The following is a 17,182-nucleotide window of genomic DNA, read 5'->3' on the forward strand; positions in this document are numbered from 1 at the left end:
TGAACCATGGCCGTGAGGAAGCGGATTATTACCGTCCCACCCGAACCACATTCATTTATTGTTTAATTCCTCTACAAACCAGGTACGATTTTTGCTTTCATGAGATTAAAAATAGGCTATTTATTTCCTTTACCTCTTCATTGTATAGAGTGTAGAGGAGGTGGAATGAGTGTGTCTGTAATTTCATGGACAAGTGAGGTATTGATGTCTTGATGTCTAATGGTTCTAGATATTTGGAGGTTACATGAAGCAAGTTACCATAGTTGGCGCTGGCTTGGCGGGTACACTATGTTCATTGTATTTAGAAAGACGCGGATATCAAGTAGAGGTATACGAGTCTAGGGCTGATCTACGCAATAGTCCAACGGATTATGGTCGCTCGATCAATCTTGCACTGTCTTGCAGAGGTATCACTGGATTAAAAGCAATGAATTTGATGGATGAGGTGCAGAAAATTATGGTTCCTATGAGAGCCAGAGCGATTCATGAACTCAATGGAGACGTGCATTTCCAAGCCTTCGGACGCCATCATGATGAATACATTAATGCCATTTCACGAACGGAATTAAACTCTTTATTGCTGAATAAAGCAGAAGCTTCAGAGGGTATCAAGTTACATTTTGAAATGAAGCTATTAAACGTGGATATCTATAAGCAAAAATTGAAATTTGAAGATGCCCAAGGCAAGATTCTTGAAGTTCCTTATCAACGTTTAATTGGTGCAGATGGAGCTCCCTCGCATGTAAGAGAAACCTTGAGCAATGAAGGGATTGTAAAAGCGAGTCGAGAGTTTTTAAATCATAGCTACAAAGAGCTATCCATTAGCAAAAAGCACACAGTTGGGATGGCAAGAGAGCATTTGCATTTATGGCCACGTGATGCATTTATGCTCTTAGGAAATCCTAATCCAGATGATTCCATTACTGGCTCATTGTTTCTTGCAAATGAAGGTAAGGATAGCTTTTCTGAGTTAGATACTGAGGAGAAGTTGCAGCGCTTTTTCCAACGGGAATTTCCAGATGCCTATGCAATTATGCCTAATTTAGTTCAGGAATTTTTTGGAAACCCTACCGGACGTTTGAGTACTATTAAGTGTGATCCATGGTACTACAAAGACCAATGTTTATTGATCGGTGATGCCGCGCACGGAATAATTCCGTTCTTTGGACAGGGAATGAATAGTGCCTTTGAGGATTGCCGGATTTTGGATGAGTTATTGAGCGAATACCAAGACGACTGGGCTCGTGTGATGCCTGTATTTTATAGTGAAAGAAAGGTAAATACAGATGCAATAGCTGAGCTATCCATGGATAACTATCGAGAAATCCATTCAGACATTAGAAGCCCCAAATTTAACCTACAGAAACAAGTAGAACATGAATTAATGCTCCGTTATCCATCCCAATATATTTCAATGCATGTTTTAGTGATGTTCACTAACACCCCTTATTCAAAAGCAATGGCAATAGGTCATCTGCAAACTAAGCTGTTGGAGGAAATATGTAGTTCGATATCATCCATGAAGGAGTTAGATTGGAGTAAAGTAGATGAATTAATACATAATTACGACAAAAAATTGGCGAAAATTAGTTAATTTAAATTAGGCTATTCATTTTAAAGAAGATTAATGGTCAAATATTTGTCGCACTTTCTGGAATCAGAGACATAATTTTGTCGCTTTCTGAGAATTACGGCCGCAAGAAACCAGAAAAGAGCATACAGATGTGTATTAATATCATGTAAAATGATTAAAAAGTTGGCATGAGTGCTGCATCAGTAAATCTGTCTAAATAGAATTTGTTGGAGTAAATCATGAAAACTGTACAAACATACATCGACTCAAAACAAAGTGAGTTTATGAACCATCCTTTCTTTAGTATGCTTGAAGAATTAAATAGTCTAGAAGAGATAAGTTACTTTGTACCAGAACTAACTTTTTGGGCAATGACTTTCCAAGACATATTACGTATTAATGAAGAAAGAGTCACTGATCCTTACTTGAAAAAAGTAGCTCGTCACCATAGATTGGAAGATGCTGGTCACGAAAAATGGTTTTTAAGCGATAAGAAATACATGGGAGAACTATGCAATAATGCTGCTTGCGGTCGAGATGACGTGGCTTGGCTCTATAGCAAAGACTCCCAGTTAGTTCGTGATGCTGCCTATTCAATCATGTCAGAGATCTATAAAGTAGACGAAGAAATTCTTAATATCGTTCTTCTCTTAACTCTAGAGTCTTCTGGACATGTTTTCTTTGAAAAAGTAGTCAAACAAGTGAAAAAAACTGGCCAGGATAAGAATTTACAATACTTCTCAAGTTCACATTTAGAAGTTGAAATGGCTCATGCTATCTTTGAAGAAGAAATGGAGAAAAAAATCTTCTCGTTAAAGCTCCCAATTTCTACTCGAAGGGAAGCTTTAAAAATGATTGATCGATGTTACGATTCCTTCAATAAAATGTTCGATGGATTGATTCTTGCATTGAACAAACGATTAGGAGCAGAGAAAGCAGGAACTCACCATGCCATTAAACAAGTGGAATATAGAGAAAATCAAGCAATATGAGAAGGAAACAGGACAAGCGTTGCTCAGAGATGAGCAATCGCTTGTTTCTTTTAGTCAAGATTTTGGTAAATTAATACAATCCCAGCCCACAGCAGTTTCTATCCCAAACGATACTCAATCACTACAACGCCTTATCCAATTTGCCCAGCAGCAGTATTTACCAATAACGATTCGCGGCAATGGACTGAGCCAATGTGGACAATCTTTGCCTGTTGCGGGAGGAGTAACACTAAGTATGCAACAATTTAATCAGTCCTTAGAGCTGGCTCAGGATTCAATTTGGGTAGAGGCAAATTCCAGTTGGATGGACTTATTGGATAAATCGATAAAGCAACTCAAAGCCCCTTATGTTTTACCTTATAACTGTAATTTATCGGTTGCAGGTGTATTGTCTGCAGGAGGAGTTGGTGCCTCTTCCTTTAAGTATGGCTCTATAAATGCCCATGTAGAGGCCTTGGAGGTCATTGATGGCATGGGAAATCAATTAGTTATTGATCAACGTTCTCCACTGTTTCATGCATGCTTATCCGGTCAAGGACGCTTTGCAGTAATTACTAAAGCATGTATACGTTTACGTAAAGTCAAACCACGGATTAAAACCGTGTGTCTTGTCTATAGTGATCAGGATCAATGGTTTGAGGATATGCTAGCGGTCCGCGAACTAGCCGATTACGTGGAGTTATTTTGCTCTCCTTCTATTCAAGGCAGTAAATTGATCGCAAACAAGAGAGTACCGATGGCACAATGGTTATACGGACTGCATATTTCGGTTGAATTTGGGAAAACAGCTCCTTCTACTCGGAAAATAATAGGCGGTTTAAAACCATGGAATGTGATAGAGAGCTTTGAAGAACCCGTTTTATCTTATTATCTAAGACATAACTCACGTTTTGATGTTATGAAGCTATTAGGTCAATGGGATTTACTTCATCCTTGGTATGAATGTTTTGTTCCTACTTCCGTTTTAAGGAAAAATCTAAGGGCTATTCTTGAAATTTTGCCTATATTCTATGCAAATCTAGTTCATGTAGTGCCTGTATCTAAACAAAAAGGTGGGTTTTTAATGTTACCTCATTGTGAGTCAATATGCTCTGTAATGATCTTAAATCCTGGTGTGCCATTTCCTTTGAAAGATCATTGCCTTCATGCTATTGCAGAGATGGACAACGTGTTAGTTCAACAAGGTGGTAAGCGATATTTATCAGGCTTTTTAGGTCATGATCTCAGTGAGGATTATTGGTGTAAGCATTTTGGTGAAGAAATAAACTCATGGAATGAACTGAAAAAAGACTATGATCCTCACGGTATTTTCAGATCAGTACTGCATCCATTTTGACGGTTGAGACCAGGTACATGTACTGTTAAAATCACCTCATTTTGACTTTATAAGACATCAAGATGAAAACAGTGCGCTTTCTTTTATTATCAACTTTAGCCTGCGTTTTTAACCACCCAACTCAAGCCGCTACAAAACCAGATTTTATAGAACTGTTCAAAAACTATGATGCTTGTTTTCTTCTGTATGATCTCAATGAAGAAAAAATCATCAGCGAATACAATCCCAAAAATCGTTGCAATCAGAGAATATCTCCCGATTCGACGTTTAAAATCGCTTTGTCTTTAATGGGGTTTAACTCTGCAATTATAAACAAACATACTGAGTTTAAGTGGAATGGAACGAAATATGATTTGCCGGATTGGAATCAAAACCAAACACCAGAAAGCTGGCTTAAATACTCCGTGGTTTGGGTTTCTCAACAAATTACTCATCAACTTGGTATGGCTCGGATTAAGCATTATTTGGCGGGTTTTGATTATGGGAATCAAGATTTTACAGGGGATCCAGGAAAAAATAACGGTCTAAGCCATGCCTGGCTAAGCAGTAGCTTAAAAATTTCTGCCTATGAACAATTGAACTTTTTAAAAGCCATGTTAACTGAAGAATTACCATTAAGTCCTAGAGCAATTGCCTACACCAGGGCTAATATGTACTTAGGGCAACTTGATAGTGGGGCAAAATATTACGGTAAAACTGGCTCGGGGCGTCATGGAAGAAATGAGCGTTTAGCAAATCCTAGTCGATTAAGAGATGGATGGTTTGTTGGGTTTATCGTGTCCGATGGCCATCAATACGTGTTTGTGAGTAATTTAACGGATAAAAAACCGGTCCCCAAAGGGAATTCAAAACCGGACGACCCTATATTGCCTTATGGGAGTGCGCTATTAAAGCCAATTACCTTAAAGATATTGAATCAGCTATTTGACACCAATGCTTTTGCATGAAAATTCCATAATCGTGAATAGACCTTGGCTTGGATAAGCATTTAGGAAATGAAAACCTGTGTCTGAAATGAGTTCTACCCATTTCTTAACAGTTCTTTGTTTTCCACCGACCAATACCATCATGATAATGTCCATGGTTTTATTGGTATGGGGCATATTGCTCTCAGGAATAGCTTGTTCAGCAATCAGTAGAGTACTTTCTTTAGGTATTTCTTTGTACAAGGAAATTAAAAGCCGTTTGGTCGTTTCATCGTTGAAATCATGTAAAATGCCTTTCAACACATAAGCTTCCGCTTTTTGCAAATTAGACCAATTCACTGTGTTCACTCTATTTGTTTGATGAGGATCAATTTTAAAAGTGGATGTTATCAAATCAGGATTGCTTTGCTTTAACTCATGAATTAAATGTTCACGACCATACCCTATGTCTACAATGCTGTTAAATTGAGAAAATGGGTAGCTTGCAATAATCGCTCTATCATCGATGGCTGATAACTTATCCATACCTTGTTTAAACTGATCTTTTCTTTCACCATTACTGTTTATTAAAGAAAAAAAATCGGTGTTATGTTGTCTAATAAAAGGGGTAACTCCAGTTTTTAATCCATCTTCTAGATTAGAAAAGGCTTGCCACCAAGTTTCATCAACCATACTAATGACATGTTTCATCGATTCAGGGTGATTTTGTTGTAATGGATGGGATAACGATGTCAGGCAATAGCCTGAATCCGTTTTGAGAAACACGCCATAATCAGAAAGAAAACTCAGAACTCGATCCAATAGCTCAGGAATTGTTGAGGTGCTTGCAGCCAATTTTTCTATCGACGTTGGGCCTTCTGACATATAATCAGCAACACCTAAGCGTGCAACAGCATGAATTGCTCTCGAAACAACGTACGCACGTGACATGTTTGCTAATTGCAGATGTGCTGGAAGCTCGTTATTCATTATTAGTCCTCTTTATGCAGATGCAAGGATGGTTTGGCATTAATACGATTCGATCAGTTCAATGATAATTATTTTATGTTAGGATGGATACATTATTTCATTGAAATTTATGATGCATGAAATTTGATATTCAACTCTTGTTTTCGCCTAAGTATGCTAAATGGATAATCATTGGCCTTATTACTTTGTTTTCAATGTTGATAATTTATAGTTACGCCAGCCTATTATTTTTTAAGATCGGAGCGGCCTCAACACAAAACTCTGAGACAAATGCAGTCGAGCTTCCAAAACAAGAGGATGCCAAGCATTTTTTAAAGGCTTCTTTGTTTGGCGTGTATATGCCAAATGACTTAAATGACGATAATGTAAAAGAGTCACTCTTAAATGTGACTCTTGTGGGCATACTTTATGATGAAAATCCCGAAAATTCTCAAGTGATAATCCGTTCATCAAGTGGAGATGAGAAAACCTATGTAATCGGAGATAAAATACCTGGCGGAGCAGTGATAAAACGGATAATACCTAATGGCGTATTAGTGGAAAGAGATGGTACATTAGAGAGTTTAAGTCTTCCAAAAAATGAATTGAATTTTGAACCTGTAGCAAAGCCTTTGAAAGAGGATTAGAGTGCATGTATAGAATACGTAAATTGTTATTGATGATGATTTGTATTCCTGTGATTGTTGGATGCGTTACCGGAGCTTTAAGCCTAAGGGAGGGAATTCAGAGTTTTAAAGCCCAAGATTATAGAAGGGCATTTATTCGTCTAAAGCCGGAAGCGATCAAAGGGAACCCAGAGGCTCAATATGCAGTCGGCTATATGTATTATTATGGTCAGGGCGTGGTAGAGGATAGAAAGAAGGCCTGGTTTTGGATAAATAAAGCAGCGGCATTAGGTCAACCCGATGCGCAGGTTGCTGTTCAAATTCTGCAAAAAAGACACCAGGAAGATAAGCGAATATTTGATAACAAACAGTTGCAGCATTTTCCAGTGAGTGAGGAACCTTATTAGTATTATATGGGGACGGACCCCAGTGGGGTCCGTCCCCATTTTTTTTCACTGGGGTCCGTCCCCATTTTTTTTTCACTGGGGTCCGTCCCCATTTTTTTTCGGTCCCCATTTTTTTCGAAAACTACTTTTTAACGAAGAGATTGGGTGTTTCTTGTAAGTCCTGTCCTAGCTACTGCTCTTTACTAGCATCGAAGCCAGGTAACTAAAATACACCAGAAGAAGCACTCCTCCGTGCCATGAGGATTTTTTCTTGTAATAGTAATTAATCATTAAGAGAAGAAGAGTTATTGCGATTAACACGGGCATATCTCGCCATATAACTACAGTACTTACTTTGTTAGGGGTGATAAGACTTGGGAATGCAAGAATTAAAAGTAAGTTGTAAATATTCGATCCGAGAATGGTTCCCACTGCCAAGGCCTCTTCATCTTTATAAACAGCGATTAATGCTGTCGCCAATTCAGGAAGTGATGTACCGATGGAAATGATGGTTAACCCAACGGTTAACTCGCTAAATCCAGACCATTTTGCAAATGCAGCAGCCGTTAAAACAAGAAATTTCGAGCTTATTGGTAGTAATATTAAACCAATACCTATACTCACAAAATTTGCAACAACAGTTCTGTTTGTGTGGCTACCTCCTTGAAACTGATTGACAAACATATCCTTATTTTTGCTGTGGTTTACCAGGTGTATAAAATAAGAAATACTGGCCAAACAGCCAATTAAGAATAGGCAACCATCTACTCTCCCTAAGTAACCATCAAGCATTAGACTATAGGCAAACAACATGATGATCAGTAAAACCGGAATGGTTTTTTTCAATTTATAATGATCTAAAGCATTTGGTTTAAGAAACAAGGTGATACCAAGTATTAAACCAATGTTAGCGATATTAGAACCGATAGCATTTCCAATCGTTAATTCATCTTTATTTGCAAGTGCAGAGGATATTGAAAAAAAAATCTCGGGGGCGCTTGTTCCAATAGCGACTATTGTTAATCCAACCAGTAATGTGGGTACTTTGTAATGAATGGCAAGATTTGTTGCACCACTCACTAAATGATTGGCGGACCAAATGAGAGCAAAAAAGCTTGCGATAAATAGGAATAATGTACTCATTAATTACTAGGCTCTAATGAAGCGTTTCTTAAATGATAATACGAGAATTAAATCCAAGATAGAGCTATTAATTATTCCTCTGAAAATACTTTGCTGAGTATGAGGCTAGTAGGCTTGGCAAGGCCAACAGAGGATAACTCGTCTCGTGTAAACCACTTGCCCGTACTTTCAAAAGTTGAGTTGTTAGCGAGTTCAGTTTTAATTAAAATGGCTTTAATTTCCAAATCAAAATGACTAAAGCTGTGCTTGAACTGAGTGATCAATTGTGGTTCATGACTTTGCAGGTTGAAATGACTAAGCCATTGCAAGGGATTAGCATCTGCTTCAATACTAGGTAAACACCAAAGTCCTCCCCACAAGCCAGTAGGTGGTCTTTTATCCAAATAAATCGAATTCAGAGGGTTCAGAATAGCTAAAAACTGCTGAGAGTAACAGGGTTTTTGTTTTTTAGGTTTTTTATTGGGATATTGAGCTTGTTCATTTTGCTTAAAAGCCTTGCAGTTTTCATTGATTGGACACTTTAAGCACGTTGGATTTCTACTAGTACAACATGTTGCACCTAGGTCCATGATGGCTTGAGTATAATCCGCACACCGTTGCTGATGCATACAGGATTGAGCAATAGCCCACAATTCATTTTTGACAGCAGTACTTTCTGGCCAGCCTGCTATCAGAAAAAAACGGCATAAAACTCGTTTAACATTACCATCTAAAATTGCAGCAGGTTTGTTAAATGCTTGAGAAATTATTGCGGCAGCAGTAGATGGACCAATCCCAGGTAATTGCATCAACTTGGCCTTATCAGTTGGGAAATGACCCTCATAGGATTCTGTGATTATCTTGGCTGTTTTATGTAAATTTCTAGCTCTACTGTAATAGCCTAGGCCTGACCAGTAGGATAAAACATCATCCTCCTGTGCGATTGCTAGGGATTCAATGTCGGGAAACCTCGACATAAATCGGTTAAAATAGGGTATGACAGTCTGAACTTGCGTTTGCTGTAACATAATTTCAGAAATCCAGACTCGGTATGGATGGCGAGGGTTTTGCCAAGGAAAATCCTTACGGCCATAGATGTCATACCAATGCAGTAATGGTTCAGTGAATTGAACCATTAAATTGCTTATAGTCAATTGAGAAGCTCTTTTAAGGGTTCCCCAATCATTTTAATTGGTGTTGTAATGGTGTTTTTGATCATCAAAGCACTCAATAAAGGATTAATTAAACTGAAATCTGGCGCAACAGTTGGGTGTTCAATAGTACCAGTTACAATAATTGGGAATGAACCACCGAGAACCTTCTGGAATTGTTGTAAGGTTTTGTCATCGTAACTATCAAGAAATGCAGCTTTTAGTTTTGAGTGGAGTGTTTTATTCAATAAATTAAGGTTTCCTTGTCCATTGATAGTTAATCGATTGGTTTGTAAGAGATACGAGTCACTCTCCATAATGCCTTTAGCTAAGGTATATTTGAAGTTGGCTAATTTGAAAGAGGTGTTTCCTTGAGGTACTTTGCTTTGTTCCCAATTTAAGGATTTTATTGATTTTTTGGGATCCGAAGGTGCTAAGTTTGCAAGAGCATTCAGTTTTGTTTTCAATGTATTGATGAGCTGTTCGATATTAAGATTAAATACTTCACCATCCTTAAGGGTTAAAGTGCCTTTACTGTCTATATGCTCAAGATTTATGTCTTTAAGGGGTATTGATGCATGGATAGAATAATCTAAACGACCGCTTATGGACTTATTTCCTAACAGTGCAGTCATGAGATCCTGTCCATCAAGGTTAGTCGCTGTCTGGTTAATTAACAGCTGTTTGGAAATAAGGTTTAATTCCATATCGCCAATGGACTCACCCTTATAAAGAGAAAGAGTCAATGGATTAGAGATTAGCGCACCTTTATGTGATTTAAGTGTGGCATTGACTTTGTTAATGACAAATTGATTTAAAGTTATATTGTTTAAAACCAATTGCCCTTCAATAGACGATTGATTAACTCCATTTTTCATGTCTTCTAAAATCAATGGAGAAAGGCTAATACGTCCTTTGAAGTTCAAGGTTGCTTTTGCAGTTGACATAGTTGGAATGCTTATCAATTTACCTTTGATTTGAACTGAGAAAGGATTGTGTTTAAAATTGATTTGTTCCGCTCCAATCTGGATGTTTTTAACTATTGTGGCCCCGTCTTTATTGTTAAGAATAAGTTGTCCATGGCTTAAAATTAGCTTTTGAATGGCGAATTGTTTATTCATCTTGGCGTTTGGGGTGGATGCTATTTTTTGTTGGGCATTTGATTCTTGTATAGATGTGTTGTTGTGATTGAATTCGAGCTTAAAACCATCGGCATGAATTTCACTAAATATCAATTGACCGCGAAGAAGTGGTGTAATTTTTAAATTTAAAAGCAATTTATCAATTGACAAAGAGTAATTGTCTTTAGACTTTTCGTTGCCAATGAGTAACTGATTGAATTTAAGTCCTGGTCTAGGAAATAGTTGCCACGAAATTGCACCATTTATATGGCTATCTTTATGAGTGGATTGAGTTATTTGTTGGTTGATTAGCTGTTTAATCGTTTCTGGATCGATGCTTTTTGCTAATATCCACAGGGTGAGGGACGCCAATAAGCCAAGAGTAATCATCGAAAGTACTATTTTTCTTAGAAACTTCATAAGGTCAACCCTGATAGTAAAAGGTACAGCATATCGATTATGAAATCTCTGTCAAGCTGAAACAGACAGGACTTACGCAAAACCCCAATCTCTTCGTTAAAAATAAATTTCAATTCGGTCATTTAGTTGATCTAAACTCCCGCATTGAAATTTATTTTTGCCTCGACCTTTGAGTTTTGCGTAAGTCCTGACAGACGAAGAAGTGTTAAGAAGTTGTAGTTCTGTAAAAAAAAAGTGCTAAATCTATTGCAACAATCTTGAGGTCAATCTAGACTGTTTTAAGGAGTATTTTTAAGTTCTTAATAAGTAACATGACCAACCCGTTATCAATTGAGTTGTAATGCGTTAAAGAAAAGACGTAGTTTTGCTTTATTAGAGCTACTCAGGATGAGTTCAATAATTCAAGGAGAGCAGCATGCGTCAGGGCCAATCCGAGATTGTGGTTTTAAAACCAACCACTGTATTTTTAGCATTTCTAGCTTCACAGTTACCTGAAAGTCATTTACCCAGTCTTAATCAATTGGAAACCGATAATACCGCTTATGTGATTCCAAAAGAGGATTCCGATGAAGCAACTTTAGATCATATTGAAATGCACTTCCAAATGATGTTTAGGCATGAAATAGGTCGTTGGTTAGGGGAAAATGCACGGAATAGCATTGAAACAAGTTTTATCGATTTTGTGAGTTGTTTCAAACTAGAAATGCATTCTCATATTATTTTGATGGAGCCTAGAATTGAAGATGGTCATCAATTGCTTGAGATAAAACCTAGAGAAGCTCTTTTAGAATGGATTAAGTCAAGTATTGAAGATTCTGAAGGGTTAGCAGATGTTCTTGATAAGGTCAGCTTGACACAGATAGCTGAAAATTCAACAGTTATTGTTAAGAATTTTGCAAATTTAAAGGACATTAAGCCTTTTATAGAGCTCTACTATCAGCCAATCTTTGAAACGGCCATGACAAGAATGTCAAACCAATCTAGAGAATGGCCTGAGGTTAATTCATTCACAGCTTTTAGCAAGTATTTTGCCGTTCAAATACATACTCAATTGAAACATTTGCACCGTTAAGGAGTCCACTATGGAACCAGTGACTATAGCCCTTATTTGCGCGGCAGCTTTTGGAGCAGTTGTAGCTTTATCTGCATTTGTAAGACAATTATTGGTGAGTAGAGATAAGAATCTAAATGATGAAGCTCAAAGAAAAGCCATTACCCAGGAGGCGGGTGAGCTTGAAAAAATGAGAGAACAAATGCAGAACAATAAGCGGTTTGACTCTCACTACCAAGTATTAGGCTCGAATAAAGATGCGATAATCTATCTTGATAATAAAATTGAAGATATTTTGAAAAAGAAATCACTGTTGGTTGAAAGATACGCACAAGTATCGTTAAAGGAATCCAATGCCATTGTTAGTGGGGGCGTATCTCCTGATCGCAAAGAGTCCTTAGATAAATTAAAAGAAGAAATCGATCAAGAAATTAAATTCTATAACAGTGAATTAGAACATCTACAAGAAAGAAGAAAATCATTATGGGATTCTCATGCAGATCTGCAAGACTATTTGTTACAGCAAGAGAAAACAAGAAATGAAAATTTGGATAACCTCTATAAGCAACACACTGGCTTACTGGAGAAAATCTACATTCGTCATATCGATGATAGTGAGCATATCGCTAAGCAGAGTATTGACGCTGGTAGCAATGCATTCAAGATGATGATACTAGCACCAATACAGTTTTTACTTCAGTACTTTAATATCTCGACTGGTATAGCTCTTGATCAGTCAAAGTGGGAAACAAACTCTAGGGATGAGGTCGAAGACACTGAGGGAGATATCAATGATCAAGACAAAAGCGATGACGAGGTAAATAGCGATACTGATTCTAATAATGACCCTGAGTCAAATGATTCAGACAAAGACGAATCAAACGAAAATAATGATTCAGAAACCGATTCTAAATTTATGTTTGCATAATCTTTGGTCTTAAATATCATGCGATGACATTTTTGGCTTTATATATTACAATGCTTACCACGTGGAGTGTCTAACGTGGTAAGTGAATATCAGAAGCTTAATGAAATTAAGGATGATGACCCGTGGTTTATGTAAAAAGGAATAAGGAAGGTTTAATTTGTGCAGTCTTTGGCGAAAAAACAGAAGGCGCTACAGAACAAATTGATGTTACTAGTGCTGAGTTTTTAGACTTTATGATGCGCTATGATCATAATGCAAAAGACTTGCAATTTTTACAATCCGATCTGCAATTAATACGCGTCATTGAAGATTTGATAGCTGTATTAATTGATAAACACGTTATCACTATTACAGATTTTCCACAGTTTGCGATAGATAAATTATTATCACGACAAGCAATTCGTAAGAAGTATGCTAGTAGTGCAGGTATGGAGTTTGGTGGAGATGATCAAGAGACGTAATTTTTTGCATTTTATTGTTGCATTGAGTTTTATATTTTCAAAATCCGTTTTTAGTTTAAATCTAGATTCACTTCTTCCTGATGAGAGAAATACGGTAGAAGTGTTTCAAAAGGCCTCGCCCAAAGTCGTTTATGTACATCGACTTGCAACCGTTCATCAACGGTCGTCCATACAAGCAGTGCAGGTTCCCGATGGGGCTGGTTCTGGTATCTTATGGGATAATAAAGGGCATGTAGTCACTAACTTCCATGTTATCAAAGGTGCAGATAATATTGCTATCACACTAGGAAATATGACTGTTCCAGCAAAGGTAATTGGTACAGAGCCTCGCAAAGACATTGCTGTTCTTGAGATTAAAGCACCAAAGGCCTTGCAAGCATTGCAAACATTTTCGCCATTTGAAATTGTGCATCTGGGGGATTTGATCGTTGGGCAAAAGGCTATAGCCATTGGTAATCCATTTGGTTTGGATCATAGCTTATCAAAAGGGGTTATTTCCGCATTAGGGCGGCAAGTACCAGGAGTTGGTGGAGTAACGATTCATAATATGATTCAAACGGACACACCCATTAATCCAGGAAATTCAGGTGGACCACTACTGAATAGTGCAGGCCAGTTAGTTGGAATGAACACGATGATCTATTCACGCTCGGGTTCATCCGCTGGAATTGGTTTTGCCGTACCTGCCGACGATATAGAAAAGATTGCTAATCAAATTATTCTTCACGGAAGAGTTGTTCTTTCTGGAATAGGGATTCAACGCATTGATCCTAATTTAGCTCAGCGTTTAGGTGTCAAGAAGGGAATTCTTATTGCGGACGTATTGCCTAATACACCAGCTGCAGCCCATAAACTCCGCGGTACGCATAGGGATCAATGGGGGAGAATTGTTTTAGGTGATGTAATCGTTGGGGTGAATGCGCACCCAGTTCCTAACTACGATGCTTTATACAATTTGTTAACTGAAATTAAAGTGGGCGAACAAATTACACTTTCCCTTAAAAGAGGGAAAAAAGTCATCAACGTTAAAATGAAAACGATCGATATTGCTGCATTATAGTCGAGTGGGACGGTAGGGGACGGATCCACTAGGGTCCGTCCCCGTTATGTCTCTATGTCTCTTGCATAGCGCCTACTAGGTTTATCCTAACAATTGTTTTATGATCCCTTTAAGGAGTAGGCACTTTTGAGTGCCGCTCAGATCGACACAGAATTAAAAACAATGGGCAGATAGGACATGTTACTAAAACGAAGTGATTCAATCTTAGTCTTAATCGATGTTCAAGAGAAATTAGTTCCAGCCATTCTGAATAAAGATCAGATGCTCACTCGCTGTGAGTGGTTATTAAAATTAGCTAAACAGATGCATGTACCCATTGTTGCTAGCGAGCAATACTCCAAAGGTCTAGGAACAACCGTATTTCCATTAAGTACTTATATAGACAGTTCCAAATGCATCGAAAAGATTCATTTTTCCTGTATGCAAGAACCTAGGTATTTGAATGAACTAAACAGTCACAATAGAAAGCAATTAGTTTTAATAGGCATTGAAGCCCATGTTTGTGTCCTGCAGACGGCGTTGGAAATGAAAGACGCTGGCTATGATGTTTATGTGGTTGTTGATGCAGTAGGGAGTCGTAGAGAGTTGGATTTAAAATATGGGCTTAAGCGTATGAAACAAGATGGGGTCCATCTTGTTACTTCTGAGATGGTGCTGTTTGAATGGCTCAGACAGGCAGGTACTGAAGAGTTTAAGCGGATTAGTAAAGAATTTTTACAGTAAAACGGTTTGGGTAAATAGTGTAGGGAGAACGAATGAATTTCGACAATCAAATTGCTTTAGTCACTGGAGGATCCTCTGGTATGGGAAAAGCCTGTGTAGAATACTTAAAGCAACGCGGGATGCAAGTGGTCTGTTGGGATATGAATGCAGATGAAAGCAGTGCTGCAGATTTAGTCCTAACTTGTGATGTGAGTAATGAAACGTCAGTTGAGGATGCTCTAAAGAAAACAATTGAAGTGTTAGGTATTCCAAGGGTTTGCGTAAATTGTGCGGGAGTTGCACCTGCAAAAAGAATGGTGGGCAGGGAAGGGCCCATGCCATTATCAGCCTTTAAACAAGTAATTGATGTCAATTTAATAGGGACTTTTAATGTGATGAGAGTCGTTGCTCACGCAATGTCGAGTTTAGACTTAGACAGTAAATCCTTGGAGAGGGGAGTCATTATTAACACGGCCTCCATTGCTGCGTACGAGGGCCAAGTAGGTCAAGCCGCTTACAGTGCTTCGAAAGGTGGTATAGTATCGATGACTTTACCCGCTGCTCGTGAGTTAGCTCAATTCGCAATTCGGGTAAATACGATTGCCCCTGGTTTAATTGCTACACCATTGCTGCTTAATATGCCTCAAGAGGTTCAGGACAAACTAATATCAACATTAACCTTTCCGAAACGCTTAGGTAAGCCAGAAGAGTTTGCACTATTGGTAGGGCAGATTATAGAGAATGGAATGATCAATGGTGAGGTCATCCGATTGGATGGTGCTTTACGTATGCAATAGGTCTATATACCATATCGATCATAGAGCACCTTTTTCATGTGATCTTGCTATTATTTTGTGCTGAGCTCTACTCAGGGACTTCTATACTGAGGTGGAATGCATTTCAATGAATGAGATTGACTGAAGATGAATTAGAGATTGAAATGCTACCTTTACAAGAGTTCGTAACTCATGTGGTTCAATCCGTTCTATCAGATCGATAGTTAATTTATTTTTCCGAGAAAAATAGCCAGTAAAATCCTGATGAGAAAAGCATTGTGCAAGCGTTGAAATGTCTTGGGCTGAAATCTGATGTTTGAAAAGCGAACTGATCCAAGATTGATTTTTAACGGTTTTGCTCAATTGAATTAAACCATCATAAATGTCAGATTTAAAATTCTCTAGAAGTTCATTACTCAACGATTGATCTAATAGCTTTTCATAGAGTAGCGCTTTGTGCTTTAGAGACATAAGGCTCGTTAATCGAGTTTGACTGTTTTCAGGTAATTGGATAAAGGCTTTGAACATGCCCGGTTCATGTAGCCATTTTTCGTTATCACAGGCTATGTATAGCCTCACTAGATAGGTGCTTTGCTCCTCTGATTTTGATTCTTCTATAGAGTTTGCTTTTGCTAGGCACCATTGTCTTAAGACAGTAAAAAATTCCAGGATGGCATCTGGTTTTGGTCGATTCTGTTTTTCCTTATTTCCCATTCGGAACATGAGTTGACTTAATAAATCAAGCACAGCTTGCTCTGGTTTTGGTTCAAAATGACTAAATATTCCCTCAGAGCAGAATCCAATATGGGAATACTCTCTAATAAGGCATTTATTGCTCAGGTGAGGGTGTGCATCTCGATATTGGGTAATTCTTTTGAGTGGATTTTTGGCGCCAAAAATAGTGTAAAGTATTGGAGTTAAGGCATAAAAGTCAGTATCTTCCGAATAGATTCCATTCAGTACTTCTATCGCAACGTGTTCTGGTGTTCCTTGTGGGGTTTGCACAGACGAAGAAATAGGTTTTACATAGTCAAAATCCAAGTAAAAGACGTTCGTTTTTGAGTCCGAAACCTTATGTATCTTAATATTGAAGCCATTCATATCTCCGTGCACCAATCCACGACGACTCACTTTTTCAGAGTGCAATTGATTGAGTCCAAGCACCAATTGCCAGGCGAGATCCACTGATTGAAGAAAAGAAAAATTTAAAAGCTCAGGATTATTTTCACTGTTCGGGTAAATATGAAAACCATCGATATAATTCATGATTTGCACCAATCTTCCTCGAACGTCAATAACTGCGATACTGTCTTGGTTGAGTTGTGGGTATAGAGGTAATTGGGTGGTTTTGTAAATTTTTATAGCAACAGGTTTATTCAGATCAACGTTTAATTCACTTGCATTAATGAGAGTGGCTGAGCTAATTTTTTCTTGGGGATTAATAACAGTGCATTGGTAACCTTTATATACATCACCTGAACTTCCAAAACCTATCAAGTCAGAGAAATCGCAGAAGAAGTATGATGTTGTTCCATTATTCAGAGCAATTGGAAATAGTGTCCCTTGTACCCTTGGAATAGGGGATTCATCCTTTTCTTTCATT

General features: G+C 38.0%; 17 protein-coding genes. 12 read left to right on the forward strand and 5 right to left on the reverse strand.

Features of this window, described 5'->3' with window-relative positions; all coding sequences use genetic code 11:
- The first annotated feature begins 244 nt into the window (after positions 1-244).
- The 4 genes from Lwal_RS01780 (at position 245) to Lwal_RS01795 (ending at position 4,848) form a co-directional block, all read left to right on the forward strand.
- Positions 245-1,594, forward strand: a complete 1,350-nt coding sequence (locus tag Lwal_RS01780; RefSeq protein ID WP_058479211.1) for an FAD-dependent oxidoreductase — start codon at positions 245-247, stop codon at positions 1,592-1,594.
- A 218-nt stretch (positions 1,595-1,812) separates the two neighbouring features.
- Positions 1,813-2,565 carry a hypothetical protein gene (locus tag Lwal_RS01785; RefSeq protein WP_058479212.1) on the forward strand — a complete coding sequence of 251 codons (753 nt, stop codon included), beginning with the start codon at positions 1,813-1,815 and terminating at the stop codon, positions 2,563-2,565.
- A complete protein-coding gene (locus Lwal_RS01790) occupies positions 2,522-3,901 on the forward strand; it encodes an FAD-binding oxidoreductase (protein WP_058479213.1) in 1,380 nt (459 codons plus the stop codon). Before Lwal_RS01785 ends, Lwal_RS01790 begins: the two co-directional genes overlap by 44 nt.
- A gap of 62 nt (positions 3,902-3,963) precedes the next feature.
- Complete coding sequence (locus Lwal_RS01795) at positions 3,964-4,848, forward strand: penicillin-binding transpeptidase domain-containing protein (protein ID WP_058479214.1); 885 nt, start codon at positions 3,964-3,966, stop codon at positions 4,846-4,848.
- On the opposite strand, the gene Lwal_RS01800 is transcribed toward Lwal_RS01795, so the two are convergent.
- Entirely contained in the window at positions 4,822-5,796 is a 975-nt protein-coding gene (locus Lwal_RS01800) for a methyltransferase (RefSeq protein ID WP_058479215.1), read from the reverse strand. The two genes, Lwal_RS01795 and Lwal_RS01800, sit on opposite strands and share 27 nt — an antisense overlap.
- A gap of 116 nt (positions 5,797-5,912) precedes the next feature.
- On the opposite strand from Lwal_RS01800, the gene Lwal_RS01805 reads away from it, so the two are divergent.
- The gene (locus Lwal_RS01805; RefSeq protein WP_058479216.1) at positions 5,913-6,422 is read left to right on the forward strand and encodes a type II secretion system protein N; all 510 of its coding nucleotides are present in this window, start codon (positions 5,913-5,915) and stop codon (positions 6,420-6,422) included.
- Between the two features lie 5 nt (positions 6,423-6,427).
- Positions 6,428-6,808 carry a tetratricopeptide repeat protein gene (locus Lwal_RS01810; RefSeq protein ID WP_058479217.1) on the forward strand — a complete coding sequence of 127 codons (381 nt, stop codon included), beginning with the start codon at positions 6,428-6,430 and terminating at the stop codon, positions 6,806-6,808.
- A 165-nt stretch (positions 6,809-6,973) separates the two neighbouring features.
- Here the strand turns inward: Lwal_RS01810 and Lwal_RS01815 are convergent, their stop codons facing one another.
- The 3 genes from Lwal_RS01815 to Lwal_RS01825 all read right to left on the reverse strand — a co-directional run bounded on the left by Lwal_RS01815 (position 6,974) and on the right by Lwal_RS01825 (position 10,601).
- Positions 6,974-7,930: a calcium/sodium antiporter gene (locus Lwal_RS01815; protein WP_058479218.1), complete on the reverse strand. Its 957-nt coding sequence runs from the start codon at positions 7,928-7,930 to the stop codon at positions 6,974-6,976.
- Between the two features lie 71 nt (positions 7,931-8,001).
- Positions 8,002-9,063 carry an A/G-specific adenine glycosylase gene (gene mutY, locus Lwal_RS01820; RefSeq protein WP_095197504.1) on the reverse strand — a complete coding sequence of 354 codons (1,062 nt, stop codon included), beginning with the start codon at positions 9,061-9,063 and terminating at the stop codon, positions 8,002-8,004.
- On the reverse strand, positions 9,060-10,601 hold the full coding sequence (locus Lwal_RS01825; RefSeq protein ID WP_058479219.1) for an AsmA family protein: 1,542 nt from the start codon (positions 10,599-10,601) through the stop codon (positions 9,060-9,062). Before Lwal_RS01825 ends, mutY begins: the two co-directional genes overlap by 4 nt.
- Before the next feature lie 415 nt (positions 10,602-11,016).
- On the opposite strand from Lwal_RS01825, the gene Lwal_RS01830 reads away from it, so the two are divergent.
- The 6 genes from Lwal_RS01830 to Lwal_RS01855 all read left to right on the forward strand — a co-directional run bounded on the left by Lwal_RS01830 (position 11,017) and on the right by Lwal_RS01855 (position 15,600).
- Positions 11,017-11,673, forward strand: a complete 657-nt coding sequence (locus Lwal_RS01830; protein WP_058479220.1) for a hypothetical protein — start codon at positions 11,017-11,019, stop codon at positions 11,671-11,673.
- Between the two features lie 10 nt (positions 11,674-11,683).
- Positions 11,684-12,580, forward strand: a complete 897-nt coding sequence (locus tag Lwal_RS01835) for a hypothetical protein (protein WP_058479221.1) — start codon at positions 11,684-11,686, stop codon at positions 12,578-12,580.
- Between the two features lie 122 nt (positions 12,581-12,702).
- The gene (locus Lwal_RS01840; protein ID WP_058479222.1) at positions 12,703-13,041 is read left to right on the forward strand and encodes a hypothetical protein; all 339 of its coding nucleotides are present in this window, start codon (positions 12,703-12,705) and stop codon (positions 13,039-13,041) included.
- A complete protein-coding gene (locus Lwal_RS01845) occupies positions 13,025-14,101 on the forward strand; it encodes a S1C family serine protease (protein ID WP_083500010.1) in 1,077 nt (358 codons plus the stop codon). Before Lwal_RS01840 ends, Lwal_RS01845 begins: the two co-directional genes overlap by 17 nt.
- A gap of 177 nt (positions 14,102-14,278) precedes the next feature.
- A complete protein-coding gene (locus Lwal_RS01850) occupies positions 14,279-14,824 on the forward strand; it encodes an isochorismatase family protein (protein ID WP_058479223.1) in 546 nt (181 codons plus the stop codon).
- 32 nt (positions 14,825-14,856) lie between these two features.
- Positions 14,857-15,600, forward strand: coding sequence for an SDR family NAD(P)-dependent oxidoreductase (locus Lwal_RS01855; protein WP_058479224.1), 744 nt, complete (start codon positions 14,857-14,859; stop codon positions 15,598-15,600).
- Between the two features lie 81 nt (positions 15,601-15,681).
- Here the strand turns inward: Lwal_RS01855 and Lwal_RS01860 are convergent, their stop codons facing one another.
- Positions 15,682-17,181, reverse strand: a complete 1,500-nt coding sequence (locus tag Lwal_RS01860; protein WP_058479225.1) for a protein kinase domain-containing protein — start codon at positions 17,179-17,181, stop codon at positions 15,682-15,684.
- Position 17,182: the final 1 nt, after the last annotated feature.

The organism is Legionella waltersii, assembly GCF_001468085.1.
GTDB classification, from domain to species: domain Bacteria; phylum Pseudomonadota; class Gammaproteobacteria; order Legionellales; family Legionellaceae; genus Legionella; species Legionella waltersii.

Coding starts and splice junctions, on each gene's coding strand:
- Lwal_RS01780 (WP_058479211.1), top strand. CDS start 245: ATGAAGCAAGTTACCATAGTTGGCGCTGGCTTGGCGGGTACACTATGT.
- Lwal_RS01810 (WP_058479217.1), top strand. CDS start 6,428: ATGTATAGAATACGTAAATTGTTATTGATGATGATTTGTATTCCTGTG.
- Lwal_RS01825 (WP_058479219.1), bottom strand. CDS start 10,601: ATGAAGTTTCTAAGAAAAATAGTACTTTCGATGATTACTCTTGGCTTA.
- Lwal_RS01830 (WP_058479220.1), top strand. CDS start 11,017: ATGCGTCAGGGCCAATCCGAGATTGTGGTTTTAAAACCAACCACTGTA.
- Lwal_RS01855 (WP_058479224.1), top strand. CDS start 14,857: ATGAATTTCGACAATCAAATTGCTTTAGTCACTGGAGGATCCTCTGGT.
- Lwal_RS01860 (WP_058479225.1), bottom strand. CDS start 17,181: ATGAAAGAAAAGGATGAATCCCCTATTCCAAGGGTACAAGGGACACTA.
- Lwal_RS01800 (WP_058479215.1), bottom strand. CDS start 5,796: ATGAATAACGAGCTTCCAGCACATCTGCAATTAGCAAACATGTCACGT.
- Lwal_RS01850 (WP_058479223.1), top strand. CDS start 14,279: ATGTTACTAAAACGAAGTGATTCAATCTTAGTCTTAATCGATGTTCAA.
- Lwal_RS01795 (WP_058479214.1), top strand. CDS start 3,964: ATGAAAACAGTGCGCTTTCTTTTATTATCAACTTTAGCCTGCGTTTTT.
- Lwal_RS01845 (WP_083500010.1), top strand. CDS start 13,025: ATGATCAAGAGACGTAATTTTTTGCATTTTATTGTTGCATTGAGTTTT.
- Lwal_RS01835 (WP_058479221.1), top strand. CDS start 11,684: ATGGAACCAGTGACTATAGCCCTTATTTGCGCGGCAGCTTTTGGAGCA.
- Lwal_RS01805 (WP_058479216.1), top strand. CDS start 5,913: ATGAAATTTGATATTCAACTCTTGTTTTCGCCTAAGTATGCTAAATGG.
- Lwal_RS01790 (WP_058479213.1), top strand. CDS start 2,522: ATGCCATTAAACAAGTGGAATATAGAGAAAATCAAGCAATATGAGAAG.
- Lwal_RS01815 (WP_058479218.1), bottom strand. CDS start 7,930: ATGAGTACATTATTCCTATTTATCGCAAGCTTTTTTGCTCTCATTTGG.
- Lwal_RS01785 (WP_058479212.1), top strand. CDS start 1,813: ATGAAAACTGTACAAACATACATCGACTCAAAACAAAGTGAGTTTATG.